This window comes from Pontibacter toksunensis, from assembly GCF_042686245.1.
In the GTDB taxonomy this organism is placed as follows: domain Bacteria; phylum Bacteroidota; class Bacteroidia; order Cytophagales; family Hymenobacteraceae; genus Pontibacter; species Pontibacter toksunensis.
Genome location: NZ_JBHUOX010000012.1, coordinates 51,142 through 70,288 on the forward strand (window position 1 = coordinate 51,142; position 19,147 = coordinate 70,288).

A 19,147-nucleotide genomic window follows, 5' to 3' on the forward strand; every position below is an offset into this window, starting at 1 on the left:
AAATCAGGTATGGTCCGGCCATAGAGCAGCATCAATAAGGCCTCTCATCACACTCCATGTAGCTTTTCTCGAAATACATCAGAATAACCCGTTGTAAATCAATTAATAAGCGTATACATAGGTATGTTAGAAAACTTATTCCCGATTGGATCAGAAGTGTTCGCCAAGGTGAATCCTGATCTGAAATTAACCATCAGACATTACTTGAAACGCATCTACTACTGTACAGTAAATAACAATCCTTCGCAGAAGGACCTGGTTTATTATGAGCGTGAGCTGGTACCTGTACCGGTGAAATAAAAAATAAAGCCCCTGCGCAAACAGGGGCTTTTTAAGTTTCAGCTGCTTCCGTTTTTCCGTAGTGCCTTTTCCTTTACCAGTTCCTCGTAATTGGCTGGCGTGGCGAGTAAGGTGCATTTCGGATATAGCACCACACCCCGCCGTACAATCTTGCTTTCAGCTTCTATCTCGTGTGCGTTTACCCCTTCAGCCCCATACACATGTATCGTGAAGAAATGATAGTTCGTTTTCTTCGCATACCCCTCTGCCGTAATTCTACCGGTGATGGTTCTCTCCCCAACAAACTCCGATGCTTTCCCTTCCACGTAAGGAGTATATACCGACTCAGTCCATTCAACTTTACAACCTACTGTCAGATTCATACTCCTGTATATTGGTGGATTTGATTTAAGGTTGCAGGTATTGTGCTGAATAAAGCTCTAGGCACCAGCATCACGATCTTCTGGCCTTTCAGCCAGGCCTCTCGCAGCAGAGCCAGCGGCAGCAAGGTACTTTACCGGCTCCGGCACCTGTTGAATATAATACCATATTGTGAAAAGCCCCTTCCGGTGCACCTCCATATTTTAGCAACTGTTACTGCTGCTTGCCTACAGGAGGACAAAAATTGTGGAGGCTGTCATTTAAGCTGTGTCAAAGGAATAGCAGAATAGACGGCATCATACCTTTTTGTATATCATAAAATTATACTATTAGAATGCTTAGTGATAGATGTTCTCAATCCAGCTTTTGGCGAAAGATAGTTTGCTGCAAAAGCTTTCAAAGGTGCTGCAGATAATTTTCTCCAACTCCTGACCATCTTGATTAAATGAAGAACACGATACAACGCTAAAGGCTTTAGATAGTAAAAAAATCAACCTAAAAGCCAGAAATGCGTGAATAATGAAAAACAAAAATCAATGCGAGCTATAGAACCCCCACAGATTTACAGTGTCGTTCCAGCCATTTTACCACCCGACCAATTATTTGGACCGCTCTTCCATGATGTTCAGATGAATCATGTTTTTCCTGATTCTAAAACTTTTGCTGACTGTTACCCAAAGCGAGCTCCAGAAGAAATTCTAAGTTTATATGAAATTGAAAAGCACAAGGAAGATTTTAAACTTTTTGATTTTGTCTCCGCGTATTTTCATGTTCCAGAACCTATCACAACGGGTTATACAAGCAATCGGTCATTACCGACTACGGAGCATATTAATTTGCTTTGGCCATTGTTAACACGGGGGGCAGAATCGAATTGCTCCATGTTGCCTGTTCAAAAATCATATGTTGTTCCCGGAGGTCGATTCAGAGAACTTTATTATTGGGACAGCTACTTTACGATGTTAGGTTTACAAACGGCAGGAAAGTATGAACTGATAAGAGAAATGGTTGATAATTTCGCCTATCTTATTGATACGTATGGCCATATTTTAAATGCAAATCGCAGTTATTATCTTACCCGCTCTCAGCCTCCTTTTTTCGCTTTGATGATACGGCTTCTTGCTGAAATAGACGGACCGGAAGTATTTGCCAAATATCTTCCACATATGCAAAAAGAATATAATTACTGGATGGATGGGTACTTTCGCCTCTCGGATAAAGAAACTTCTTTCCGTAGAGTAGCCATACTACCAGACGGCAGTATTTTAAATCGTTACTGGGATGACCTTCCGGCTCCTCGTCCTGAATCTTATCATGAAGATGTTGAAATGGCGCATTACTCCTCCCCATTTGGCGTGGATCCTGGAACACTTTACAGGCATATAAGGGCAGCTTGTGAATCTGGCTGGGACTTCACTTGCCGATGGTTCAGAGATGTCGATCATATGGAGACCATTCATACAACAGATATAATACCTGTAGATCTCAATTGCCTGCTATACGAACTAGAACTAACGCTCTCAGAAGCGTATAAGCAAAATTCTTTTTCAGATCCTGCTGTTTATTTTCTTCAGAAGGCAGAGAAACGAAAAAAAGCAATGCTTAAATACTTTTGGCATGAGGATAAGCAGTTTTTTATGGATTATAATTTGGCTTTGAATAAATCCACAACGGTCATGTCGCTGGCCGGAATATTTCCGCTGTTCTCCAGGATTGCCACTAAAGAACAAGCACATCATGTTCATGAACACATTGCCAGCAGTTTTTTAAAGAAGGGAGGCGTAGTTTCTACTCTCCACGAGAGTGGCCAACAGTGGGACTTCCCGAACGGCTGGGCTCCCTTGCAGTATCTAACCTATGCGGGACTTCGCAACTATGATTTTCTTGATACAGCAGAAGAATTGAAAAAGAGATGGATAGCCCTTAATGACAAAGTTTTCAAAGAAACTGGCAAGATGATGGAAAAATATAATGTGGTAGATATTGATTTACCCGCCGGAGGAGGAGAATATCCAAACCAGGATGGTTTTGGTTGGACTAACGGCATATATCTTTGGATGAAAAATAATTCCTGATCAGGAATGGAATATTTGGATGCTTCTCTAATTTGTAAACGTTTAGATATTCCGATGAACCAACATGGTTCGGATGATTCACAACTAATATCAGAAAATTAAAAGGTCATGCTGTATTCAGGGTCGCTTGCCTGACAACCTTTCTTATGTAAGGCTAGCCAGTCAGAGTGGTTACTTTTTTTAGAGTAGTATCTGACAGTGCTTTCAATCCACTCTTCCAGTTCCTGTTCACCCGCTAGCGCTAACCTTTTTTTTACCGGTTCTTCGTAGTTGGGTGGTGTGGCGAGTAGGGTGCATTTAGGGTATAGCACCATACCCCGCCGTATTATCTTGCTTTCAACTTCTACCGCATCGGCGTTTACCCCTGTTGCGCCATACACATGTATTGTGAAGAAATAGTAATTCGTTTTCTTCGCATACCCCTCTGCCGTTATTCTACCAGTGATGGTCCGCTCCCCCACAAACTCCGAGGCTTCCCCTTCCACGTAAGGGGAATTTACCGAATCCGTCCATTCTACTTTACAACCGACCGTTAAATTCATATTATGTTGTATGGTAGATCTAATGTAGGGTTGCAGATATTGTACAGCATATCGTGCTGCATAAAGATTCGGAGCAACAGCATCGCGTATGCTGGCCCTGCAGCCAAGCCTCGACCAGCAAAGCTAGGGGCAGCAAGGGGATTGTTGTTTCTAAGAAGGCATATCAAACAATTGATTCATCATAGATTTAATAGTTGGACCAAGAATTTTGTAGGCTTCTCTTTTTTCTTCTGGTATATCGCTTTCAGTGGTACTTAGAAAGTAGAGAAAGGGCTCAGGAATTTCAAGGGCACCACAGATAGCATCTAACGTCTTGGCATGAGGTCTTTTCTTTCCGGATTCAATCAAGGAAAGAGATGTTGGTGAAATACTACATTTTGCAGCAAACTCACTTTGGCTAAACCCCTTTCGCTTTCTTAATTCTTTAATTGTTTCTCCTAATTTCATGAAGGTGGTTCCCTAAAAAAATCTACCAACTGATTCAATATCTCTTTGAAAAATTGCAAATAATGAATTCTCTTCAAAACTACAGAGGCTACTTCTTCTTTAGTTTTAGACGTTGTTAATTCCTTTCGAATTTTTTTGAGCCTTTTTAAGTCTTGTGTAGATAATTTACTTTTTCTTGATTCTATAACTTCATTTAAGCCATTGACTAATTCTACCTTGTCCATTTTTTTAATTATTGAGAAACACCCTTCTAAAGGAGCATTCCTTATTATTTTATTATTTCATCATGAATTGCAATTGGTTTAGGTTTAATAATGACTTAACTTCTTCATCTACTTTCTTATGAAAGTGAATCATAAATGATGTGCAAAATGATGTGCGCTTAAAGTTTCTATAGAACTGAAATTTTCCAAATCTAGCAATAGAGATTCGCAATCGACTTGTTACTTCTGATAACGCTTTACGAAAAGATTCTTCAATCTTTTCGTAGATGAGTTTTCTTAAGCTATACCTTGTATATGAATCAGATTGTAGATTACACAATAATTTATTAGCTCTAGAGCCGTAAAAGCGGCTAGCTTCTAAGAGTGAACCTTCTTTTAGAAAGTGCACAATAAGGTTTTCATCATCGATACCATCAGAGCCAGCGAAGAAAGCCAGTACGTGGCTAATGAAGTGGCGCTCGCAGTCGTTCAGGTTTCCCCAATCTTTCAGGTCCTGGCCCAAATCGATCTCTTCTGCAGCCCAGAAGCTGGCTTCCGCTTTCTTATACATCTGCCACACCGCATCATTCTGAATTGGAAACAAGACGAAGCGGTTGGGATTCTCTTTCAGTATAGGCTCCATATCATGCATCTGTTATTAATGTAAAAAGGTTTGTACTTTCCTCTTAATTTCATAAGCATCTTCTTCTTTAAGGCTTTTCTCATATGCCTCCTATTTCTTAACCCAAAGTTAAGAATTTTTATTATTCGTTAACTAAAAGTTAAAGTAAATTTTTCTAATAATATAAGTTTTTTGCTCGTGATCTTTCTTTTCTATGCAGCTGTACTATGTGCCCGGGTAATAGTACAATCTATAAGCTGAGACTTTGCACTTGAATTCTTCCTAGAACCTACAGCCTGCATTATAATCAAGTTTACAAGTAGGTAATTTAGGCTTCAAAATAAGGACGGGCTATACTCTGTCTACTTCGTAGTGGTGTACTGGCTAGACGTGTTCACGCGGGAGGAGTAGCAGCCATACTTACCGACAGCCTAAACTAAGCTAGCTGCGAAAACTGATTTCAATGGATGTAGCAGGTGCCAAGAAGGAATACTTTGTTCTTATTTACCGTACATACTCCTTCCGCTCACCTAAAAAGATAAAACATGAAATCACTCCTATCCATCCGGCAGCTCTCTCCTGCCACTTCAGAAAATACAGGCAGCCACACGCCTTCCGTAGCAGAATACTTCAACTACTCCGGTACCGAAGGCGAACTGAGCGGCGGCGCCCGCAGGATAACCATCACTACCCCGCAAGGAGGTTTTTACGTCTGGACGAAGCGGGTAGGCAATAACCCTGCCATGAAGCTGCTCCTGCTGCATGGCGGCCCGGGCGGCACACACGAGGCCTTTGAGTGCTTCGACAGCTACCTGCCCAAAGCCGGCATAGAGTATTATTACTACGACCAGCTGGGTTCCCACTACAGCGACAAACCCGACGACAACAGCCTCTGGAACATAGACCGCTTTGTAGAAGAAGTGGAGCAGGTGCGCCAGGCGCTTCACCTGGATAAGAACAACTTTTACCTGCTGGGCCACTCGTGGGGCGGCATACTGGCCACCGAATATGCACTCAAGTACCAGCACCACCTGAAAGGCCTTATCATCTCGAACATGATGTCGAGCGTGCCCGCCTATAACCAATATGCCGACGAGGTGCTGGGTCCGCAGATGCCTGCCGAGGTACTGGTTGAGATAAAACAGATAGAAGCAGAAAACGACTTTACGAACCCGCGTTACATGGAGCTGCTGCTGCCGCACTTCTATACGAAACACGCGCTACGCATGCCAATGGAGCAGTGGCCTGACCCGGTGCTGCGCATGTTCGACCACATGAACCAGACCGTGTATGTGCAGATGCAGGGCCCGAGTGAGTTCGGCATAAGAGGCAACGCCTCACTCCTGCACTGGGACCGTTCCCGGGACCTGCCCAACATAGAGGTGCCTGCCCTTACCATCGGCGGCCAGCACGACACCATGGACCCGAAACACATGGAATGGATGGCCACCCAGTTTCCGAACGGCCGCTACCTGCATTGCCCCGAAGGCAGCCACATGGCTTTCTATGACGACCAGAAAACTTACTTTAACGGCATGGTGAACTTCATGAAAGACGTGGACAGGTAGAAAATATCGGGCTGACCTTGCTTGTCTGAAGACCCTGTGAGCGCCTCGGTATCTTTTGGGCTGGTGTAGATTTACTTTATATCTAAGGAATTGAAACAGCTCAGTTCCTCCATTTCACTATTCGGCACCCCCTTTATGCCCCCGGAAGGCTGTGGATGAAAATTAACCTATGACATGCCGCCGCCAGCAGCTTTTAACCATAGACCGCAAACAGCTTTAAAGCGGCCAGAGCCGTACACCCTTCAGAAAGACAAACATGAAGGAAAGCTATACCTGGGAAGAAGTAGAGGATGCCGTGGATGCTTTGTCTGTTGCTTTGCATAACAGGGGGTTTACATGCATTGCGGCCATCGGGCGTGGCGGTTGCATACCTGCCGCCCTGGTAGCACATAAACTAGGCATCCAAGTGGTGGATTACGTGAACTACAGCCGTGCATATGGCTTTGAGGGCGACAGCCTGACGGGCCGCCACCAGTTTGAGGACGTGCTGTTTATTGATGATGCCACAGAAACAGGTAGTACGATGGAATTCATCAAGGCCCGGTACGGCGAAACTGCCAGTGTAGCCGTGCTTTTCTGTGCAGCAGACAACCAAACCAACCGACCAGCTTTCGTGGGCTTAGATTATGTGGGCGATTGCCCGAAAATGCCCTGGGAAGTAAGAAAACAATTATAAATTACCCCGCTCCCGCTGGCGCTATTTTGCAGCATTCGCGCGTAAAATCATGTACCGCCCCATCTTAGATGAAGAACGGGTAACAACCCGTGACCCAATAACTTACAACAATTAAACACCGTACCTTTAGACTTTGCTACTTACCACTTCTTCAGGCTTTTGATGAACAAGACGCTTATGTGGATTACTTTTGCTTTGTTGGCCGCCCTCACGTCAGCGGTAGTTGTTACGCTATCCAAAGCCGGAATCAGGCATGTGAATTCCAGCCTTGCCTTTGCCATACAAGCCGTACTGATACTGGTGGTGTCGTGGGGGGTGGTGGCCTGGCAGGGCAACCTGACGGAATTAGCCAGCATCGAAAAGAAAGTATGGGTTTACCTGGTGCTGGCTGGCATCATCACCTGCGTATCTTCTTTGCTGAGTTTCTACGCCCTTAGTTTAGCTGACGCTTCGCGCGTGTCGCCGCTGGAAAGGTTATCCCTTGTATTTGCCATCATTTTTGCCGTTATTTTTCTCAGAGAGAAAGTTGACTGGATGGTCATTGCCGGCGCCACGCTCATGGCCATCGGTGCTGTGCTTATTGCCATTGGTGGGCAATCTTCTGAATAGCTTTTATGGAGTAACAGGGTGTTTCACCGTCCCTTATTTAGCCTTCTCTTATTAACGGAGCATTTACACGGTCTGCAGGTTAAACTAACTCATATGCATTTACCATTTAAATAAAGCAGGTATAAGTGTAAGAGTCATGCCTCTTTCGCTGTAAACTTTTCCCACTCCTCTTTTGCGTGCGCAGCTGAAAATGCTTTCAGGAGCAGCGGGTTTAACACACCTTCCTTTCATCCCTTACAATACATGCATCTAAAACTTATCCCTTTTTACATTGTTTACAGAAAGCAAAACAATCAAAATAAACTATGACAAAGAGCAGAAATGATGCGCAGTACACCAGGCCGGAGCTGCGGGAGAGAATCAAAGACGAGCTGATGGCTTCGGACAAGGGAGGCAAGAAAGGACAATGGTCGGCACGCAAAAGCCAGCTGCTGGTAAAGGAGTACGAAAAGCAGGGTGGCGGCTACAAAGGCGATAAAGACGAGGAGGCCAAGTCGCTGGAGAAATGGACGGAAGAGGATTGGCAGACAAAGGAGGGCGACGCTGATGCCCGACACGACGGCAAAACCAGCCGGTACCTGCCCAAAGAAGTATGGGAAAAACTGAGCGAAGAGGAGAAAAAAGAAGCCGAGCAAAAAAAAGCAAAAGGCTCTAAGAAAGGGGATCAGCATGTAGCCTATACTCCAGCCGTGAAACGCGCCTTGAAGGCAGTAAAAAAAGAGCAGGATAACACACCCACCAAAGCAGAACTAATGAAAGAAGCCCAAAAGCTGGACATCAGCGGCCGCAGCAAAATGAACAAAGCCGAGTTGAAAAAAGCGGTGAAAGCAGAAAAGTAAAACTAATAAGCCAGCAAACGCCCGCAGGCAATCACCACCACCCACACCACAATAGAGCAAACCGCCACCGCTTTAGCCATTGGGGGCGTGTGACCGTGCCCCCAGCCCGGTGCCAAAGAGAAGAGGTACCGATGAAATAAACCGGCATTTATACCTCCTACCGCCAGCATGATCAGCTTGATATGAAAAACAGGATCGCTTGCCAGGGCCACCGCATTGGTACTGAACAGCAACAAACCAGAAGGAACAATCAGGTATAAGCCCCTCCTGGACCAGGGCAAAAGATGACGGGCCAGGTCCGGGACGGGCAGCTTTTTGGAGAAGCCCAGCAGGCGCAGGTCGAACAGGAAAGCGGCACCAACCAGCAACACGATGCCCAGGATGTGCACAATCTCCAGGAAAGGGTATAGCCAGGAAGACTGCCGGATGGCGCTGGCCAGCACTGAAGCCTCCAGGCTTTGCAGCAGCCCTGCCAGCGTAAGGAGCACCGCTAGCGTAGCTCTATCTTTTTGTCTCCTACATATATCCGCTCTGCACGCATCTCATCCTTCACTTCTTTATGCGGATACCCCACTACCCGCACCTCATCGCCAACCTGTACCATATCCTTAGCCAGGCCGCGGGTGCTCATTCTGCTGGGTGGGGCCAGACAAACCGTCCAGGTTTTATTTTCGTGCTGTAGCTTCAACAAACCATGCGGGTTTTCATAAGTGATTTCCTCTACCTCGCCGGTATAATCCAGCGTTTGGGTCTGGTCGTAATTTGACCAACCGTGATGGAAAGCCACAGACAGTGGCAGGAATAGAATCAGGAGTAGTTTGGCTGGTAGCATCATAAGTATAAATCTGATAGTGAAATACTTATATAAAAACGAAGGAAACAGAAAAAAGAGTATGCATTCAACATTGTTTATTAAAGGAAAAGGAATTTGCACACTACTCCCGCCGGTGCCGTAAGTAAAACCTAAACCATTGAAGTACTTAAACTAAAAACATGATGCAAAAGACTACGAACAAACGACCTGCCTTACTGCTTTTTGATGTAAATGAAACCCTGCTAGACATGTCTGACATGCAAAAGGAGGTAAATAAAGCCTTCGGTAACGAACTGGCTTTCAAGTTCTGGTTTGCCCAGCTCCTGGAGTACGCGCTCGTGGAGACGGTAACAGATAAATACCATTCCTTCAGCGAGGTTGGAGAGGCCGTGATGCGCATGACAGCAGCCGTAATCGGAAAGGATGTATCAGAGGAAAAGCAAAAAGAACTTGTGGCCATGGTGAAAGACACGAAGCCGCACCCCGACGTGATTCCGGGACTTGAAAAGCTGCAGCAGGCAGGGTTCAGGATGGCCACACTCTCCAACTCGCCATCCAAATCAAGCATTCCGCACCTGAAGGAAGTTGGTTTAACTGATTTTTTTGAAGAGACGCTGACGGTGGATGGAGTAGAGAAATTTAAACCTCATCTAAGCCCCTACCAGTATGCCGCCGACAAAATGGGCGTAAAAACGGAAGAAATGATGATGGTAGCGGCCCATGGCTGGGACATGACAGGTGCCTTACGTGCAGGTGCCCGTGCAGCTTTCATTTCCCGTCCAGGCCAGGTGCTTTACCCGCTCGCCCCAACGCCGGAACTGTCAGCCCCTACCCTTTCAGTCTTAGCTGATACACTGGTGGCCATGTAGTAAAAAAACGAACTAAACAGCTGCTTCGAATTTGTAATCCGAAGCAGCTGTGCATAAAAAGCAGGATACGAATTTCAGTTTATTTGACATCATACGTCAGCAAAGGAACCTGTCCTTCTGCACCAAAATCTGAAAGTATAAGCCCTACTCCTTTTGAAAAGTAATAGTTAGACACAACGCCAGCATCCACTTCCAGGTCCATAAAAGTGTAGGTACTTTTCATTTTTACGTGGATGACGTTTTTATATGTTTTACCTTCTACCGTTTTAGAAATTCCTTTTTCCTCAATCGTGAATGTCATTTTTGTGACTATACCATTAATTGTGTTTGTCTGCTCCCAGGGTTTCCCTACCGGTGTTTCCTCTTTTAAGATGGTAATCTCAACATTTCCCATACCAGGCTGCATTCCAACACCAGTATAGACTCCCTTCTCTTTCAATAAATAAGATTTGCTTTTTGTAGTGCCTTGTGTGGTTTCCATTTCGTGAAAGGACTTCCCGTTAATCACTTCCTTTTTACCAGTTACAGTGAGTGTGTAAGGCATATCACCTCCGTAGTTCCAGGTAGACCCTGTTGTGGTGGGCAGGTAGTCCTGCTCTGCAGTAGTTGCCGGCTCCGGATCAGCTTCTTTACTGCAAGAGGTTAACGCGCCGATTACAAGGCACCAGATCAGGAATAGCTTAAGTTTGTTCATAGGTATATAGATTATTTTCGATTCAATATATAGAATTTAAATCAATGGCTTAGAACATTTTTATGTTATAAGTTTTGTCTGTAGCAGCATGTGGCGCGCAACTATGGCAACGGCTTACAGGCCGCTGATCCGGAGCCCAAAAAGTATCCCACTGCATCTCTATCCACAGGGTGTCACGCTGGGACAAAAAGACAAATTTACATTGCTCTGATAGCATAAAACTGAAACTTACCTGCCAGCTAAAAAGTAGAACAACAATAACAACAGATACAGGAAGGTGCGGTATGAAGAAAATGGAGAGATGGAACTGGGGAAGCATTTTGCTTTTAATGCTTTGGGTGCTTCCGCTCGGCTGCAGCCAGACACCGCGACAAGTAGGGCAGCGTGAGGAAAAAACGGTTACGCTGAAAATACCAAACCACCCCCTCCGAACCGAACAGGACCTTGACGTGCTGCTGCAGCAAATTGGTGATGCCCGTGTGGTGTTGCTGGGAGAGGCATCGCATGGGACCTCCGAGTACTATACCTGGCGAAAAGCCATCACCAAAAGATTAATTCAGGAGAAAGGGTTTGACTTTATAGCAGTAGAGGGAGAATGGGCAGACTCTTACCGCGTGAACGAATTCATAAAAGGCGGTCCGCAGGACAGTGCGGCAACAGTGGAACTGCTGAAGAACTACAACAGGTGGCCCACCTGGATGTGGGGAAACTATGAGGTTGCATCGCTGGTCACCTGGCTAAACCAATACAACCAGAACGTGCCGGATGCAGCTGAAGTAGGTTTCTACGGGATGGATGTTTACTGTATCTGGGAGTCGATGCTGGAGTTGATGCCTTACCTGAAAGAACAGCCTTCGCTGGTGAAGGCGGCAATGGAGGTGCACGAGTGTTTTAAACCTTACAGCACAGATGCCATGCAATATGCCCAAGCCGTAGCCAATGCATCAGCTAACTGCAGAGCAGAAACGAACCGCCTCTGGAATTCCATTCAAAAACAGAGCAAAGCTGGAGGGAACAAAAACGAGGCGCAGTTTATCATGGAACAAAATGCCCTGGTAGCCCTGAACGGGGAACGGTATTACCGGGCGGCAGTCAGCAGAAGTTCAGAGTCCTGGAACATCCGCGACCGGCACATGATGCTAACCCTGAAACGCTTGCTGGAATTTCACGGCCCTGAATCGAAGGCCATCGTGTGGCAGCATAATACCCACGTTGGCGATGCCCGCTACACAGACATGGCCAGCCAGGGTGAAGTGAATGTCGGGCAGCTGGCGCGGAAAGAATACGGGGAAGACAACGTTTATATTGTAGGTTTTGGCTCTTATAGCGGCTCTGTGATAGCGGCGGGTGGCTGGGGTGCTCAGATAAAAAACATAGAGGTGCCGCCTGCCACAGAAGGTAGCTGGGAACATATTCTGCATCAGCTAAGCCCGGCGAATAAAATCGTCTTCTCAACAGATATCCGGGACGAAAAGCACCTGAAACACCCGATAGGGCACAGGGCAATTGGCGTGATCTATAATCCTGCACTGGAACACCTGGGGAACTACGTGCCCTCTATTATACCCAGGCGCTACGACGCCTTCCTGTACATAGACAAGACACACGCGCTGCACCCGATTGAGGACATACAGGTCAGCAACGAGCCACCGGATCTTTTTCCTTTCGGCACCTGATGGCTGCAACAGGGGCAATTCAATTCTGGTAAATGCACGTTTACGCTTGGTTTATCCAGAAGGCGCTGCCTCAGACAGCTCTAAGTATTTGTAAGGAAGCTCCGGGCGTTCGCCATTCAGAAGCGCGGATGGGCTTCAGGATTAGCTTCAGAAAGAAGCTGGAAGGGCTTGACAGGCGGCTGGCTAAAACGGCGATTCTTTTGTCGCGGTTTGTGATGCATTGATCATAGGGAATTCCTGACTTCTGGCTCAGTTCCTGTGCAAACCACCAGGCCCCTTCCCTGGCGGCCACTATACTGAAGCCTACCAGCAGTTCGTCATGCGTTTTACTGTACATATCCAGCAGTCCCATCAGCGGAGACACTTTCCCGAGGTTATCCTGCACCTTGTCTACCATCGCCTTTAAAATCGCATTTATCCTGTCGAAGTCTCCCTTGATGAGCGACATGGGCTGGCCTTTCATGGTCGCGGCAGTGGCTATACCTAAATCCAGGTTGATGTGTGCATTGATACCCAACAGGAGGTGCTGCAAAATAATAGCAGGCGCAAGCGTGGCCGTTCTGAAGGCAACGGCCCAGGAGGCTGTGGTTGGCTTGCCTGACTTCCATAGATGCCAGGCCTCCAGGTAGCGGTTGGCAAACAGCACATCAAGGCGTTCCATACGTGCACTATCGTCAAACTCATTGCGGCTGATACCCTCCTTTACCCGGCAGGTCACCAGGTAATACAACACAGCAAAATAGCCTGCCCTGTCGTTGGTCCTGATGCTTCGCTGGATGATATGTTCAAGTGCTTCTATTACTTCATCTGTGGTTTTACAATCTTTGTTCAGGAGTGTCATAAGAGGAGGAAGGTGGCTATCTAAATTTGGCTATTTAAATTCAGCTGATTTTAAATTCAAACAATACCTCACCTGATCCTCTTTTCTTCCCTGCTGTAGCAAGTGCTTGCTTAATGATAGTATTACCTAATTTGCTTTTATCTATACAACAGAAGTTATAAGAGAGCCAGAAACCGGCACCTGCAGCTTATTGTAGCATGACCAGCGTAGAACTGCCTACTTTTGCTCTCGTACCAGGGCGAATGAAAACCAATAAGGCTTAAGTTCTGCCGTCTCTCACTCCTTCATCGTGTATCAGCGTTCTTAACTGAGCTGCCTGTTCTGTTGTTATGGTAACACCGTGCACCTCACGTGCGTGCTGGCTTGCCTGGTTTAGAATTTCTTCATCAGTTTCAGCCCGGATAACGCCCTCGCAGTCAAAACCGGCATCACGGCAGTTTAATCGTTTCATAAAGTTGCTGTTTTTGTGGTTAAAATTGGTTTCTTTGGGTAGCTATACAGAAGGATGTTTTTCCTGACGCTGCTTGCTACTCCTCATTTTAAACCTGCTACTAATTAATACTAAGACTCCTGAATATTGTTATAGAATATGTACTTTCATCGCGATTACTTGCCGATAAAGGATTTCAGGATAAAGGGTTTCAGTTGAATAACTCTTCCTTCTTCTACCGCATTGTAGGAAGTATATTCTATAGGAATGTTGGCTTTTTTCTGTCTAAGCTTCCGAAACGACGGCTTATCCAGCGGCATCAGCCCTACTTTTTCATTGTTTCTCTTCCTGCTCTCCAGGCCGAGGGGCCTCCTCTTTGGGCATCGCTTGGAGTTTTTCTGCGCCAGGGCGCTGCCGCTTGCACGGCACCTAAAAATCTCCAAATGCGCTCAACCCAAAGACTGGAATCAGCTTCACTCCGTGCCAACTTATGTAAAAAGTTTATTTATCGAAGGAGCTTTAGGCCGTTTGGTCTTAGGATCAGTATTAGAATTCAGTAGCTAACAAAAAAAGCGCTGCCCCGCTAGTTGCGGGTCAGCGCTTCTGTATCTGAAAGTGAGACTTCTTGTAAACCAGGTCTGTTCTACTTCTCAGACTGCTTTATTTCATCGAGTTCCTCCAGGTCTTCTTCAGAAAGAAAGATAGAGAGTGCTTTATAGTTTTCTTCGAGGTGCTTAACTTTGGATGTGCCGGGTATCAGCAGGATATTAGGCGCACGGTGCAGGAGCCAGCTCAGCGCAATCTGGTGCGCGGTGGCATCATACTTCTGCCCTATCTCGTTTAGCTTCTGTACAGCTCCTAAATTACCTGCATTTATCGGGTTCCAGGGAATAAAAGCAATGTCATGCTCTGTGCAGTACTCTACTTCATCCTCCCATTTACGGAAGTCGACGCTATACTTGTTCTGTACCGATACCACATCGAAATATTCCTGTGCCTCCTCTATCTGCTCTATCGTTACCTCCGACAGGCCGATGTGCTTCACGAGTCCTTTTTCCTGTACCCGCTGCAGGAATTCAAGTGTTTGCTCATAAGGCACATCCGGATCTACCCTGTGCAGCTGGTACAAATCAATGCTGTCTACGTTCAGCCTTTTTAAACTTCCTTCCAAAGCCTTCTGCAGGTAATCAGGGTCTGCCTTTATATGCCATTGGTTGGGCCCGGAGCGCGTAAGGCCTCCCTTTGTTGCAATGACCAGGTCGTTTGGGTAGGGATGCAGCGCCTCTGCCATCATTTCTTCTGAAACGTGAGGCCCATAGCTGTCTGCTGTATCTATAAAGTTAATGCCCAGTTCTAATGCCCTTTTCAGCACCCGTATCGCTTCGTCATGGTCTTTTGGTGGTCCCCAGATACCTTCTCCTGTAATGCGCATTGCGCCAAATCCCATCCTGTTCACTGTCAGATCGCCGCCAATAGTATATGTTTTTGAAAATGTTGTTTCGTTTGCCATTGTATAAGTTTGTTTTAAAAAAAAATTGTCTGGTTTATTTGTACGGCAGGATGGGTAGCATGTTAAAAGCTTTTGATGGAGCTGAATGATTTGAAAGGAGCTGAATAGGTATGAATAGGACGATATCAGGTACATGAACTGAGAGGTCTCTCTGGACTATAGAAAACTTAGGGAATCATAAAAAAATCTGGTTCAGGGAAAACGCGCTGTTCCTGTTGCAGTATCTTAGAAACTCAAGGCCTCTCTTAAATCTTCTCTGATACACATTTAAAAAAAGTCTTCCGCCCCGCAGCTAATACTAATTCTTATGAATCCCCTTCCATAAACTATAAGTGTCTTCTCGTACGTGCCTACATCCTTTGGCACGAAGTGAAGGTGTTTCCAGTCTTTGGGTTGAGCGCATTTGGAGATTTTAAGGTGCCGCGCAAGCGGCAGCGCCCTGGCGCAGAAAAACTCCCAGCGCGATGCCCAAAGACGAGGCCCCTCGGCCTGGAGAGCACGAAGAGAAACAATGAAACATTAGGTCTGATGCCGCTGGATAAGCCGTCGTTTCGGCAGCTTAGACAGAAAAATTCTCTCATACCAATGTTAAATTGTTTATGCGCATTGCTCCATATATGGGAACAGGGTTAGCTGCTTTACAGCGTCAGATTGCGGAGAGAATATTCTCATCTGAAGTTGCCGGAGCGTTACAGTTACCGCTCCTCCAAATCATCTAATGCTTTTCCTGCCAGTTCATACTCTATCCGGATTCCTTCCAACAGGTCATGCCGGGTTATCGTGGCCTCGTGCCGGGCACCAGCCTGAAGGCTGGCAGCCTGTATCACGTTGGTGATTTGGGCACCTGTCAGTTCATATTCAGCAGACACTTGTTGCATATCAATGGATTCTGCCAGTTTCACTTCTTCAGGTATGATTTTTTGCCATAGCCGTAAACGCTCATCCTCCTTTGGCAGCGGGAAACTTATGTTGGCCTGGAAGCGACGAATAAATGCTTCGACTATGTTTCCTTTCTTGTTGGTGCTACAGATGATGAGGCCGGTATAGCTGTCCATTTTCTGCAGTAGATACGAAATTTCTACATTAGCGTACCTGTCGTATGCAACCTTCATCTCCGTCCGCTTGCCAAACATAGCATCAGCCTCATCGAAGTACAGGATCCAGTCTTTGGCCTGGGCTTTCTCAAACAGTTGATTTAAGTTTTTTTCTGTCTCCCCGATAAATTTAGAAGCCACCACCGAAAGATCGACCCTGTATACCTCTCGACCGGTACTCTTGCCCAAAATAGAAGCTGTCAGTGTTTTACCAGTACCAGGAGGGCCATGAAACAGCACACTGTAGCCAAGCTTTACTTTTTTCGCCAATCCCCAGTCTTTCAGCAGGACATCCCGGTGCTTTAGCCAAACCTCCAGCATTCGCACCTGCTTCATGGTCGTACTCATTTAAAACAAGGTCGTCCCAATCCTGCAGCGTGGCTAGTTGCTGTGCCGGAAAATGATTTTCAAAACGGTCTTTTCTGTTAAGTCCTTCCATCTTGCATCGCTCCTTTTTCTACTCTCAATGTAGCACATAATCAGGTCTTTCATCAACAGCGTGCTTCTTTTCAGCCGGCAGAGATGAGTTGCAGGAGAATAGCCAGGATAATCTGATGCACGGCCATGATGGGATTTACCCGAACTGTCACCTCATCGTGCCTCTATTCCCTATCTTTATAATAATTCAAAAGCGTTGTAACAACAAAGTTCGTGGTGCATCTTGCATTGCCGATAAGCTTAAATAAAGTTCTCCACATGAAGTTAACATACGCTCACTTTGCTAACCTTTTCATCCTGCTTTGCTTCAGCTGTACATACATAAAGAATAGTACAGACAAAACAGATGAATTGCCAGCCACCGCTTTGCAGCCCTACGGCAGATACAGCCTGACTCACGCGCAAAAACTGGAACTGATAAGCGCTGCAGTTCACTTTGGCTATACGTTTGAAGGAAACGAGAGTCGGGTTTTTGCCTCCGTTCCGAACACCAATGGGCATAACTACCTGCAATATGAGCTGGACGGGGAATACCAGAAAAGAGTTAAAGTCTCAGGAAATGCAACGGAACCTATCGTGATAAAGGCACCCGCAGGAGGTAAGCATACTGTTTGGGTCTATAAGGCGACCGAAGCCCATACCGGCCCTGTGTTAATCGATAAAGTGACGGGTGAGAACGTGCAGGCAATTCAGAAACCTGATGCTCCCATCATTGAATTCATCGGAAACAGTATTACATGTGGTGCAGCTGCCGATCCGTCGGAGGTGCCCTGTGGCAGTGGCCAGTACCACGACCAGCACAATGCCATGATGGCATACGGGCCGAGGGTAGCAGCAGCAGTGGGTGCCAACTATGTCATTAGCTGTGTAAGCGGCATCGGTGCGTACCGGAACTGGAACAGCGATGGCCCTGCGATGCCGCAGGTGTACGAAAAAATCGATTTCCAGGATAGCAACCCGCAACGCTGGAACTTTGAAACTGCCTCACCAAAGGTGGTAAGCATCGCCCTGGGCACCAACGACTTCAGCAACGGCGATGGTAAAAAGGAAAGGCTCCCGTTTGACAGCACCCGCTTTATACAGGAGTATGTGAAGTTTGTAGAACTGGTAAAAAAGAAGTACCCACAGGCCAGTATTGCCCTGCTAAGCAGCCCTATGGTAAACGGAAAAAACAGACAGATACTGCAAAGCGCCCTGACAGATATCAAAGCACAGATAGACTCTACTTATCCTACCGATAAGCCAGTGGCTTTGTACTTCTTCCAGCCCATGCAGGCAAGTGGCTGCACCGGGCACCCGAGCGTGGAAGAGCATGCTGTGTTGGCACAGGAACTAGCCCCTTTTTTTGATAGGTTATTGAAAGCAGATTTATAAGAAGCCGGTCTTAGAGGTGTGCTTTTCCAGCCAGCATAAGGTTAAAGTTGTAAAAGCTCGCTGGCGCCGGAAAAGAAAAAGGAACCTGTGCCGGCCTCAGGCTATCTGTTTCCTGCTGCTGTGCTGTGCCTTATTCCTCTGTTCCTGGTAGCATCGATGCTCCAGATACCGGCGCCATGCGCAGCAATGTACAAAAAAAGGAAACAGTACAGAACAGCCTTCTCTCCCTCATTCATCAGGGGATTCCAGCTTTGTGGGGCATGTGCTATAAAATAGGCAGCGGCCATCTGACCACTTGCAATAAAAGCTGCCCAGCTGGCAAACAAGCCAAAGGCAATCATCAGCCCCGCCACTAATTCTATTATACCTGCCAGTCCCATCATGGAAGCAAGTTCCACTGTGTTGCCATCTCCTGGCCAGCCAAACAATTTCTGGGAACCATGCATGGCATACATCAGTCCTGCTACTATTCTTAAAATGGCGAAGAGGTGCGGGCTATAACTTCCTAAAAATTTATCCATATTCGTTTATATTTTGTTAGCAGATTAAATCAAACACAACCTGTAATGATTTATAAAGCAGGTATTTATATATGGCAGTAAACGCATGTTATCAGATAAAGTTAAATCCCGGAAAATTTGCCGTTCCTGATTTGGTGCAGTATAATGCCTGTTAGCCATAACCCGAACATTACCCCTCCTGCAAATAAAATCCGCAAGCGCGATCCTGCTGACTTATCCTGTCTTAAAAAATCCAAGCTTAAGCACTAGATACGGAGGCAGCAACAGCCTTAGTCAGGAATGTTACCTTGAGGACAAGCAGGAACATCCTTCTTAGCTTGCGGGCACAGCTCAGAGTGTAGCGTTTTATAGAAGGGACGATAGTACGTTCTGGGCGGTATATTTAGCAGGTGTAAACACTCCTCTTGCTCCCCTTAAAGGCAAGACCGTTTCATTCTGATTTAGCCAGCTGTGCTGCCTTACCATGACGCAATTGTCCTTCCTCGTTTCTGCTATTTCTGGGCCTGTGGCCCAGTCAGGTTACAGACACGACATCATAATGAGACGCAAGTTTAAAAACTTGGCCAGTGAAAGACAGAAGTATACTACCCTGCTTCTAGTGGAAAATTCCCGTAAGTCCTGTTCCAATGAACTGATGAGACAGGA

At 46.2% G+C, this 19,147-nt stretch carries 23 protein-coding genes and 1 pseudogene; 9 read left to right on the forward strand and 15 right to left on the reverse strand.

Features of this window, described 5'->3' with window-relative positions:
* Window positions 1-123 precede the first annotated feature (123 nt).
* Complete coding sequence (locus ACFS7Z_RS15945) at window positions 124-300, forward strand: hypothetical protein (RefSeq protein WP_377486522.1); 177 nt, start codon at window positions 124-126, stop codon at window positions 298-300.
* 38 nt (window positions 301-338) lie between these two features.
* On the opposite strand, the gene ACFS7Z_RS15950 is transcribed toward ACFS7Z_RS15945, so the two are convergent.
* Together ACFS7Z_RS15950 and ACFS7Z_RS15955 are read right to left on the reverse strand one after the other, a co-directional pair.
* Window positions 339-662 (reverse strand): hypothetical protein, encoded by a 324-nt coding sequence (locus ACFS7Z_RS15950; RefSeq protein ID WP_377486525.1) that lies wholly within the window; start codon window positions 660-662, stop codon window positions 339-341.
* Between the two features lie 57 nt (window positions 663-719).
* Entirely contained in the window at window positions 720-860 is a 141-nt protein-coding gene (locus tag ACFS7Z_RS15955; RefSeq protein WP_377486527.1) for a hypothetical protein, read from the reverse strand.
* Between the two features lie 312 nt (window positions 861-1,172).
* Here ACFS7Z_RS15955 and treF point away from each other — a divergent pair, with 312 nt between their 5' ends.
* Window positions 1,173-2,735: an alpha,alpha-trehalase TreF gene (treF, locus tag ACFS7Z_RS15960; RefSeq protein WP_377486530.1), complete on the forward strand. Its 1,563-nt coding sequence runs from the start codon at window positions 1,173-1,175 to the stop codon at window positions 2,733-2,735.
* 98 nt (window positions 2,736-2,833) lie between these two features.
* On the opposite strand, the gene ACFS7Z_RS15965 is transcribed toward treF, so the two are convergent.
* From ACFS7Z_RS15965 to ACFS7Z_RS15980, 4 genes and pseudogenes are all read right to left on the reverse strand, one after another.
* Complete coding sequence (locus ACFS7Z_RS15965) at window positions 2,834-3,277, reverse strand: hypothetical protein (protein WP_377486533.1); 444 nt, start codon at window positions 3,275-3,277, stop codon at window positions 2,834-2,836.
* 150 nt (window positions 3,278-3,427) lie between these two features.
* Window positions 3,428-3,724: a helix-turn-helix domain-containing protein gene (locus ACFS7Z_RS15970; RefSeq protein ID WP_377486536.1), complete on the reverse strand. Its 297-nt coding sequence runs from the start codon at window positions 3,722-3,724 to the stop codon at window positions 3,428-3,430.
* Window positions 3,721-3,948 carry a hypothetical protein gene (locus tag ACFS7Z_RS15975; RefSeq protein ID WP_377486539.1) on the reverse strand — a complete coding sequence of 76 codons (228 nt, stop codon included), beginning with the start codon at window positions 3,946-3,948 and terminating at the stop codon, window positions 3,721-3,723. The genes ACFS7Z_RS15970 and ACFS7Z_RS15975 overlap by 4 nt, the downstream gene beginning before the upstream one ends.
* A 289-nt stretch (window positions 3,949-4,237) precedes the next feature.
* A pseudogene (locus tag ACFS7Z_RS15980) lies at window positions 4,238-4,579 on the reverse strand (ribonucleotide-diphosphate reductase subunit beta); the annotation flags it as partial.
* A gap of 515 nt (window positions 4,580-5,094) precedes the next feature.
* Between ACFS7Z_RS15980 and ACFS7Z_RS15985 the strand changes: the two are divergent.
* The 4 genes from ACFS7Z_RS15985 (at window position 5,095) to ACFS7Z_RS16000 (ending at window position 8,241) form a co-directional block, all read left to right on the forward strand.
* Window positions 5,095-6,117, forward strand: coding sequence for a proline iminopeptidase-family hydrolase (locus ACFS7Z_RS15985; RefSeq protein ID WP_377486542.1), 1,023 nt, complete (start codon window positions 5,095-5,097; stop codon window positions 6,115-6,117).
* Window positions 6,118-6,373: 256 nt separating this feature from the next.
* Window positions 6,374-6,793, forward strand: coding sequence for a phosphoribosyltransferase (locus tag ACFS7Z_RS15990; protein ID WP_377486545.1), 420 nt, complete (start codon window positions 6,374-6,376; stop codon window positions 6,791-6,793).
* Between the two features lie 162 nt (window positions 6,794-6,955).
* A complete protein-coding gene (locus ACFS7Z_RS15995) occupies window positions 6,956-7,402 on the forward strand; it encodes an EamA family transporter (protein ID WP_377486548.1) in 447 nt (148 codons plus the stop codon).
* A 305-nt stretch (window positions 7,403-7,707) separates the two neighbouring features.
* Window positions 7,708-8,241, forward strand: a complete 534-nt coding sequence (locus ACFS7Z_RS16000) for a DUF5872 domain-containing protein (protein ID WP_377486551.1) — start codon at window positions 7,708-7,710, stop codon at window positions 8,239-8,241.
* 2 nt (window positions 8,242-8,243) lie between these two features.
* Here the strand turns inward: ACFS7Z_RS16000 and ACFS7Z_RS16005 are convergent, their stop codons facing one another.
* Both ACFS7Z_RS16005 and ACFS7Z_RS16010 read right to left on the reverse strand, forming a co-directional pair.
* Window positions 8,244-8,729, reverse strand: coding sequence for a DUF6644 family protein (locus ACFS7Z_RS16005; protein ID WP_377486554.1), 486 nt, complete (start codon window positions 8,727-8,729; stop codon window positions 8,244-8,246).
* A 2-nt stretch (window positions 8,730-8,731) separates the two neighbouring features.
* On the reverse strand, window positions 8,732-9,076 hold the full coding sequence (locus ACFS7Z_RS16010) for a DUF6152 family protein (protein ID WP_377486557.1): 345 nt from the start codon (window positions 9,074-9,076) through the stop codon (window positions 8,732-8,734).
* 158 nt (window positions 9,077-9,234) lie between these two features.
* On the opposite strand from ACFS7Z_RS16010, the gene ACFS7Z_RS16015 reads away from it, so the two are divergent.
* Window positions 9,235-9,924 carry a haloacid dehalogenase type II gene (locus ACFS7Z_RS16015; protein WP_377486560.1) on the forward strand — a complete coding sequence of 230 codons (690 nt, stop codon included), beginning with the start codon at window positions 9,235-9,237 and terminating at the stop codon, window positions 9,922-9,924.
* A 79-nt stretch (window positions 9,925-10,003) separates the two neighbouring features.
* On the opposite strand, the gene ACFS7Z_RS16020 is transcribed toward ACFS7Z_RS16015, so the two are convergent.
* Entirely contained in the window at window positions 10,004-10,618 is a 615-nt protein-coding gene (locus ACFS7Z_RS16020; protein ID WP_377486563.1) for a hypothetical protein, read from the reverse strand.
* Between the two features lie 284 nt (window positions 10,619-10,902).
* Here ACFS7Z_RS16020 and ACFS7Z_RS16025 point away from each other — a divergent pair, with 284 nt between their 5' ends.
* Window positions 10,903-12,294: an erythromycin esterase family protein gene (locus ACFS7Z_RS16025; RefSeq protein WP_377486567.1), complete on the forward strand. Its 1,392-nt coding sequence runs from the start codon at window positions 10,903-10,905 to the stop codon at window positions 12,292-12,294.
* 70 nt (window positions 12,295-12,364) lie between these two features.
* Here the strand turns inward: ACFS7Z_RS16025 and ACFS7Z_RS16030 are convergent, their stop codons facing one another.
* The 5 genes from ACFS7Z_RS16030 to ACFS7Z_RS16050 form a co-directional block, all read right to left on the reverse strand.
* Entirely contained in the window at window positions 12,365-13,135 is a 771-nt protein-coding gene (locus ACFS7Z_RS16030) for a DUF5995 family protein (protein WP_377486570.1), read from the reverse strand.
* 259 nt (window positions 13,136-13,394) lie between these two features.
* The gene (locus tag ACFS7Z_RS16035; protein WP_377486573.1) at window positions 13,395-13,586 is read right to left on the reverse strand and encodes a DUF1059 domain-containing protein; all 192 of its coding nucleotides are present in this window, start codon (window positions 13,584-13,586) and stop codon (window positions 13,395-13,397) included.
* A gap of 155 nt (window positions 13,587-13,741) precedes the next feature.
* Window positions 13,742-14,008 carry a hypothetical protein gene (locus ACFS7Z_RS16040; RefSeq protein WP_377486577.1) on the reverse strand — a complete coding sequence of 89 codons (267 nt, stop codon included), beginning with the start codon at window positions 14,006-14,008 and terminating at the stop codon, window positions 13,742-13,744.
* 200 nt (window positions 14,009-14,208) lie between these two features.
* On the reverse strand, window positions 14,209-15,075 hold the full coding sequence (locus ACFS7Z_RS16045) for an aldo/keto reductase (RefSeq protein ID WP_377486580.1): 867 nt from the start codon (window positions 15,073-15,075) through the stop codon (window positions 14,209-14,211).
* Window positions 15,076-15,770: 695 nt separating this feature from the next.
* Window positions 15,771-16,517: an ATP-binding protein gene (locus tag ACFS7Z_RS16050; RefSeq protein WP_377486583.1), complete on the reverse strand. Its 747-nt coding sequence runs from the start codon at window positions 16,515-16,517 to the stop codon at window positions 15,771-15,773.
* Between the two features lie 348 nt (window positions 16,518-16,865).
* On the opposite strand from ACFS7Z_RS16050, the gene ACFS7Z_RS16055 reads away from it, so the two are divergent.
* Window positions 16,866-17,981 carry an SGNH/GDSL hydrolase family protein gene (locus ACFS7Z_RS16055; RefSeq protein WP_377486586.1) on the forward strand — a complete coding sequence of 372 codons (1,116 nt, stop codon included), beginning with the start codon at window positions 16,866-16,868 and terminating at the stop codon, window positions 17,979-17,981.
* Window positions 17,982-18,082: 101 nt separating this feature from the next.
* On the opposite strand, the gene ACFS7Z_RS16060 is transcribed toward ACFS7Z_RS16055, so the two are convergent.
* A complete protein-coding gene (locus ACFS7Z_RS16060) occupies window positions 18,083-18,502 on the reverse strand; it encodes a DoxX family protein (RefSeq protein WP_377486588.1) in 420 nt (139 codons plus the stop codon).
* Window positions 18,503-19,147 lie beyond the last annotated feature (645 nt).

What these genes read in the sequence shown, in the direction of transcription:
- ACFS7Z_RS15945 (WP_377486522.1), top strand. Translation starts at nt 124, where the DNA reads ATGTTAGAAAACTTATTCCCGATTGGATCAGAAGTGTTCGCCAAGGTG.
- ACFS7Z_RS15950 (WP_377486525.1), bottom strand. Translation starts at nt 662, where the DNA reads ATGAATCTGACAGTAGGTTGTAAAGTTGAATGGACTGAGTCGGTATAT.
- ACFS7Z_RS15955 (WP_377486527.1), bottom strand. Translation starts at nt 860, where the DNA reads ATGGAGGTGCACCGGAAGGGGCTTTTCACAATATGGTATTATATTCAA.
- ACFS7Z_RS15965 (WP_377486533.1), bottom strand. Translation starts at nt 3,277, where the DNA reads ATGAATTTAACGGTCGGTTGTAAAGTAGAATGGACGGATTCGGTAAAT.
- ACFS7Z_RS15970 (WP_377486536.1), bottom strand. Translation starts at nt 3,724, where the DNA reads ATGAAATTAGGAGAAACAATTAAAGAATTAAGAAAGCGAAAGGGGTTT.
- ACFS7Z_RS15975 (WP_377486539.1), bottom strand. Translation starts at nt 3,948, where the DNA reads ATGGACAAGGTAGAATTAGTCAATGGCTTAAATGAAGTTATAGAATCA.
- ACFS7Z_RS15985 (WP_377486542.1), top strand. Translation starts at nt 5,095, where the DNA reads ATGAAATCACTCCTATCCATCCGGCAGCTCTCTCCTGCCACTTCAGAA.
- ACFS7Z_RS15990 (WP_377486545.1), top strand. Translation starts at nt 6,374, where the DNA reads ATGAAGGAAAGCTATACCTGGGAAGAAGTAGAGGATGCCGTGGATGCT.
- ACFS7Z_RS15995 (WP_377486548.1), top strand. Translation starts at nt 6,956, where the DNA reads ATGAACAAGACGCTTATGTGGATTACTTTTGCTTTGTTGGCCGCCCTC.
- ACFS7Z_RS16000 (WP_377486551.1), top strand. Translation starts at nt 7,708, where the DNA reads ATGACAAAGAGCAGAAATGATGCGCAGTACACCAGGCCGGAGCTGCGG.
- ACFS7Z_RS16010 (WP_377486557.1), bottom strand. Translation starts at nt 9,076, where the DNA reads ATGATGCTACCAGCCAAACTACTCCTGATTCTATTCCTGCCACTGTCT.
- ACFS7Z_RS16015 (WP_377486560.1), top strand. Translation starts at nt 9,235, where the DNA reads ATGATGCAAAAGACTACGAACAAACGACCTGCCTTACTGCTTTTTGAT.
- ACFS7Z_RS16020 (WP_377486563.1), bottom strand. Translation starts at nt 10,618, where the DNA reads ATGAACAAACTTAAGCTATTCCTGATCTGGTGCCTTGTAATCGGCGCG.
- ACFS7Z_RS16025 (WP_377486567.1), top strand. Translation starts at nt 10,903, where the DNA reads ATGAAGAAAATGGAGAGATGGAACTGGGGAAGCATTTTGCTTTTAATG.
- ACFS7Z_RS16030 (WP_377486570.1), bottom strand. Translation starts at nt 13,135, where the DNA reads ATGACACTCCTGAACAAAGATTGTAAAACCACAGATGAAGTAATAGAA.
- ACFS7Z_RS16035 (WP_377486573.1), bottom strand. Translation starts at nt 13,586, where the DNA reads ATGAAACGATTAAACTGCCGTGATGCCGGTTTTGACTGCGAGGGCGTT.
- ACFS7Z_RS16045 (WP_377486580.1), bottom strand. Translation starts at nt 15,075, where the DNA reads ATGGCAAACGAAACAACATTTTCAAAAACATATACTATTGGCGGCGAT.
- ACFS7Z_RS16050 (WP_377486583.1), bottom strand. Translation starts at nt 16,517, where the DNA reads ATGAGTACGACCATGAAGCAGGTGCGAATGCTGGAGGTTTGGCTAAAG.
- ACFS7Z_RS16055 (WP_377486586.1), top strand. Translation starts at nt 16,866, where the DNA reads ATGAAGTTAACATACGCTCACTTTGCTAACCTTTTCATCCTGCTTTGC.
- ACFS7Z_RS16060 (WP_377486588.1), bottom strand. Translation starts at nt 18,502, where the DNA reads ATGGATAAATTTTTAGGAAGTTATAGCCCGCACCTCTTCGCCATTTTA.